This window comes from Levilactobacillus lanxiensis (genome assembly GCF_016861655.1).
Taxonomy (GTDB): domain Bacteria; phylum Bacillota; class Bacilli; order Lactobacillales; family Lactobacillaceae; genus Levilactobacillus; species Levilactobacillus lanxiensis.
Window position 1 is genome coordinate 1 of the sequence record NZ_BOLN01000020.1, and the last position, 5,300, is coordinate 5,300.

A 5,300-nucleotide genomic window follows, 5' to 3' on the forward strand; every position below is an offset into this window, starting at 1 on the left:
TCAGCAGATCAAGGGCCAACTAATACAAGTTCCGACAATAACGCTTTGACTACTGAAGTATCTGATTCATCAAAGGATTCTGCAGATATCAATGATACTATCATCAACGATGGCAACGCTAATAACAATTCTCAAACAGCCGCAATTTCTAACGACGACACTACACCGTTCTCAACTTTCATGGTAATTGGTGGCAGTGGATTATCTTGGCATTTACAGAGCACTAAGAAATTCAACAATTTGACTGTATCACAATTTTTAACTCAACTTGGAGGTGAATACCTGCATTATGGTCAAGACTCCCTGGGGAATGCTCTAATTAAAAAGGGGGTACATGGGCATGCCTGGTACACTGCTTCTCGCTACACCGCAAAAAACGCGGGACATGTATATCTCAAAGTAGTAACCAAGGCGTACAGTAATTCATCTAGAACTCACTTAACTGGAACGGTTGAAGAACAATGGAAAGCTTAATAATTAGAATCACCAAAAATCTTAAAATAACGAAACGTAATTTGCTGTTATCTGGTTTAGCGATGTCCGTCTTCTTTATCATTTTTTTAGTGTTAAATTGGATTCATATTGATAAGATTCATCTTAATCCGCTAAATCAATTCAGTGTAGGCGCTACACTGAACGCATTTGAAGATCTTATTCTTGTAATAGCTGGATATCTTGTCGTCTCAGTTATTCCTCATATGATTTTTACAAAGCTTTTGTTATTTATCGAAGTAACAATGATGCTTGGAGGAATAAGTTATACTATTCTAGCCCTTTCTTCAGGGAATCTGCTTACCTGCATATTGCGTTTAATTCGCCAACTCGATTACATCATTTTAATCTATATGCTCTCACTGGTTTCCATTCAAACCATTTACAACAATAGATTCCAAAATTATGATAACTATTTTATTAGATGGTGCTCTTCTCTAAACGCTTCTTTATCCAAAAAATGGATAAAACTAGTGTTTCTTGTCTTAGTATATTGGGTAACATCAACCCTAACCTTACCCTATTAAGTTACTAGTCTGGTAAAAAGTTATTTTATTTGAGAAGTTAAAAAAACCTTTTGCCACTAAGTAAAGTGGTGTTGTCACAATTGCGGGCAACATACACTATAGTGGCAGATTGAACAGCTACCATACGAAAAAGGTCATATTTGCGAAAAGCAAATATGGCTCTTTTTTGTCTCAAAAGCCGACAATTTGCGAAAAGCAAACTGTCAGCTTTTGAGACTTTTTTGGGCTACCTTTTGGGAACAAAAAGGTAGGGTGTCCGGTTTGGGTTTTGGGTCTGACTTTGGGGGTCAAGGGGGAGCGTCAGCAGCCCCCTTGCAAGTGCGAAGTGTGGTCAAATTGCGTCAGCGATTTGTCTACACTTTGCCCCGCTTGCCATACCCTAAAAGCCGAGTTAGTATAAACATGACCGAATAGGGAGTATTTATCCTTAGTCGGCTATGAAAGTAAGCGAGTGAATAACGAGTTTAATTGAATTTCTTTAGGGGTGCTTTTATGTCTGAAACTAAGCGCACACAAATCAATATCCGGCTTAGTGATACTGAATTAGAAAAGGTCAAACTATCCGCAGAAGTGCTTGGCTTATCTGTTGGCAAATATGCTAAGCAAGTTTTACTCAAATCAAAGCTGGTTAAGCCACAACTTCCAGCGCAATCGCAACAGGTCATGATTCGTAAGCTATCAGGCATGGCTAATAACCTGAATCAACTAACTAAATTGGCCCACGAATCTAAGGCTATCGATTCACACACAATTGACAGCTTACGACAAGAGGTGAACGCCTTATGGCAACAATTGGGAAAATAACCCAAGCCACCAGCGGTACAGCGGCCGTTAGGTATGCTGAGGGGAAAGAGAAGCTTAAAGCGTCAACCAAACAATTTCTCCTAAAAAGTGGGGTTGATAGCCATGTCGTTGACCAATTGCATGACCGTGCGGTCGTTAAAAGTGGCATGAACGTTGATCCTGAGTTTGCTAGTACGCAAATGAAAGCCACTAGAAGCGCTTTTGGGACGACTGGTAAAGAGACTGTTCGGGTCATTCAATCGTTCTCCACGTCTGACCTGAACCCAGCTAATCCAAAGGATTGGCAGAAAGCTAACGAAATCGGCTACCAGCTCGCTAGAAAAGCTTTTTCGGGCCATCAAGTCGCCATTTACACTCAGCTAGATGGTACCGGTCACAAGCTCCATAATCATATTGTCGTGAACATGCCTAACCTCAAGAATGGGAAAAAATATCATCAACATCACGACTGGCAACGTTTATCTGCCATCAGTGACGATATTTGCCGGGAACACGGCCTTTCGGTGATTGAGAGGTCTAAATCCCCACATGAACGGCGGACGATGGCTGAGCGCCAACTCAAAGCCAAAAATGAGTATGTTTGGAAAGATGATTTACGCGCCCACATTGATTCTGTTATGAAGAATACCTCTGTGAGCTCATATAAGGCGTTATCGGAGCGTTTAGCTGAATCTGGCATAATTACACACGAACGTGGAAAAAGTCTCTCATTCGAGTTCTTAGACGCTGAAAACAAGCACCGACGAGTTCGTGGCAAAACTTTAGGTGCAGATTACGAAAAGGAGCAAATTTTTAATGAGCTGGAGCGAAGAGATAAACAGCCAAGCCAATCAGCTTCAAATAGCCGAACTTCAACGCTTAGTCGAGCGTTTGAACAGCGAAAACAGCAGGCTGAACAACGAGAACGAAACGTTAAATCACGAGAACCAGCAACTTCTCAATCAGCTAAAGGTATTGAACGTCTTACAGTCGCAACTGGACAAACAGAGCAAGCTACTCGCAACTTGGGAACCGATTATAACCGCCAATACAACCGCAAACGACGATTTAGAGACCGAGTTACAAGATTTGCAAACTACGTACGCGGATTTACAGACGGCCTACATCGATTTGCAGAACAAGCTAAACAGCTAATCGCCGACAAGCATTTGTATCAGGACGTGGCGAGTCGTTTTAAAGCAGATATGGCACGCAAAGAGCAAAATCGACAAGCGGTAATTAAACAAGATTTGGCTAAACGAACCGCACCGAAACCACAAAAACAGCAACCAAGCCAAACTTACCATCACAACCGAGGGGGTCTCAAAAGATGAGCCAAAGCGAAGAGCTAGCCAAACAAATCCTGACCGCTTATGTCAACGGTCAAATTGATTTAACCAATGTCCCTGACTTACAAAAAATAGTCAAAGACGCGGCCGCGCAACAAATGGCGTTTACCTACAGCACGACTGATTTTCACGCCAAACAGGAAGAAGCCTTGAAACACGAACAGGCTTGGTATCACCAAGAGATTGACCGCATATTGAACGATAACTTGGCGAAAATCGACCCCCAACAGCTTCGGCATAGTATTACTAAACAATTGGAACAGCAACAAACGGAACTCCGTCAGCAACAAGCCAAATTAGAATCCATGCGCAAACAGCAATTCTGGCAAATGTTAATGCCTACACTAGCGGGGTTCGCAGTATGTTTGTTGCTCGTAACGATTATCTTCTTTCTGCTTGAAAGACTGGTATATCAAGGAATTTGGCAGGGCTGGGGGTTACACAAACTGTACGCTACCGTGATCGCAATCCAACCGCAACACCCGTATGGTGCCATTTTGCTTGGCCTTCTTGGCGTAATTATTCTTGCTGTCGCCATTATGGTCAGTTTCTTGTTGCTTGTGGAAGCTGTCGGACAATTAGGCGATTTTGAGCCGTCTAAGCTCTTGTTTTGGAAGAAACAGAAGAATACGCGCTGGTAGCGCTAAATGAGCTTAGAACGCAAAATAAGGCCTCCTAGCACTGTCTGGTTCTAGCCGCCGAGCGACAGTCGAGGCTTCTTCTGAGCCACGTCTTTTGATTCTATATCTTAGATATATATCTATGGCAATTGATAGCAGTAAATTTTTTGGGTTGGTTAAGCGGCTGTATCATTGCCATTTTTTTTTGAAATCAAAATTTTTTTACCCCCCTCGCGCGTCAGTAAGATACTTTCACGGATACTTTTAATTACTTTTAAATACTTTAGGGCGACAACAAATCCCGTCATGTCAAGGTCTACGGAGGTTAAAGAACACATTTTCCACGTTAAAAAACACATTTTCCACGTTAAAAAACACATTTTCCACGTTAAAAAACACATTTTCCACGTTAAAAAACACATCTACCATAAAAAAATGTTTTTGTATGTTTTAAATGATATAATGTTTTTTAAGGAAATGGGGAAATTAAATTGATTGAAAATAAAAAAGCTCAAAAAGCCCTAGACAAGTTGCTAAGTCGACAAGATTACTTAGTTGTACAAGGCAATGACCTTGCTAAGTCTTTTGGTGGACTCAAAGCTTTTGAGCAACGTGTCCTAGACTACTGTTTTAGCTTTGTCCAAGAAGATGACACTGCCAATAAAATTTATGAAGTGACTGCCATTGAGGTTATCAAGCATTTTGGCCTGAATACATCTGGAGACTCTTATGAGCGCATTGCAAGGGCGTTTAAAACATTGAACGAAAACACTGCCTTATATCTCCCTACAACACTAGCAAGTGGTGAGAAAGGGATCCTTATGACTCAATTGTTCGGTCGGATTGTCTTTGGTGAATCAGGTACAGTTCAGTTTAAATTCTCAGAAGACGCCGCACCGCTTGTTTTTGATCTTAAAAAGAACTTCTATAGTTTCCATCTCAGAGAACTTAGCCGTATTAACGGCAAGTACGGTCTTATTCTATTAAAATTATGGGAATCCTACCGACAAGGTGACGCTATTGTTACCACAATTAATGGTTCAACCGAGGATTGGCAAGGCTGGTTCTTAGGTAAGGGGCGCCGGGTTAGTGCTAGCAGGTTTTATACCAGCGTTCTAAAACGTGCCACAGAAGAGTTAGAAGAAAAACTTAATGCCGAGTGCACTCTAACCTCTCTAAAACATGGACGCAAAATAGTAGCATATCGACTCGAAATTCTTGATAGAAATAAAATGGTGAATTAGAAATTAAATACCACGCATGATGCTAGTTGAATTCCAGTAGTTCACGAATTTGTGTTGCAGATAGTATTAGCATGTGTTAGGTTAAAAGATAATTAGAAAATAATTAGATTGTTCTTATTTGGGAGGGGTATATATGAAAAATTTAGTAAAAATGAGTCTTTCATTAGTAGCTACTACTTTATTCTTAGGATTAACATTAGCCCATGCTTCAGCAGATCAAGGGCCAACTAATACAAGTTCCGACAATAACGCTTTGACTACTGAAGTATCTGATTCATCAAAGGA

At 40.8% G+C, this 5,300-nt stretch carries 5 protein-coding genes; all 5 read left to right on the forward strand.

The features are described from left to right. A partial coding sequence (locus JUF22_RS13675; RefSeq protein WP_203647197.1) for a hypothetical protein occupies positions 1–474 on the forward strand: 474 nt, incomplete at its 5' end. 1,037 nt (positions 475–1,511) lie between these two features. Beyond that, positions 1,512–1,823, forward strand: coding sequence for a plasmid mobilization protein (locus tag JUF22_RS13680; protein ID WP_203647199.1), 312 nt, complete (start codon positions 1,512–1,514; stop codon positions 1,821–1,823). Continuing rightward, positions 1,802–3,136: a relaxase/mobilization nuclease domain-containing protein gene (locus JUF22_RS13685; RefSeq protein WP_203647212.1), complete on the forward strand. Its 1,335-nt coding sequence runs from the start codon at positions 1,802–1,804 to the stop codon at positions 3,134–3,136. Before JUF22_RS13680 ends, JUF22_RS13685 begins: the two co-directional genes overlap by 22 nt. Beyond that, positions 3,133–3,792: a hypothetical protein gene (locus JUF22_RS13690; RefSeq protein WP_203647214.1), complete on the forward strand. Its 660-nt coding sequence runs from the start codon at positions 3,133–3,135 to the stop codon at positions 3,790–3,792. Before JUF22_RS13685 ends, JUF22_RS13690 begins: the two co-directional genes overlap by 4 nt. Before the next feature lie 470 nt (positions 3,793–4,262). Continuing rightward, the gene (locus JUF22_RS13695; protein ID WP_203647216.1) at positions 4,263–5,015 is read left to right on the forward strand and encodes a replication initiation protein; all 753 of its coding nucleotides are present in this window, start codon (positions 4,263–4,265) and stop codon (positions 5,013–5,015) included. Positions 5,016–5,300 lie beyond the last annotated feature (285 nt).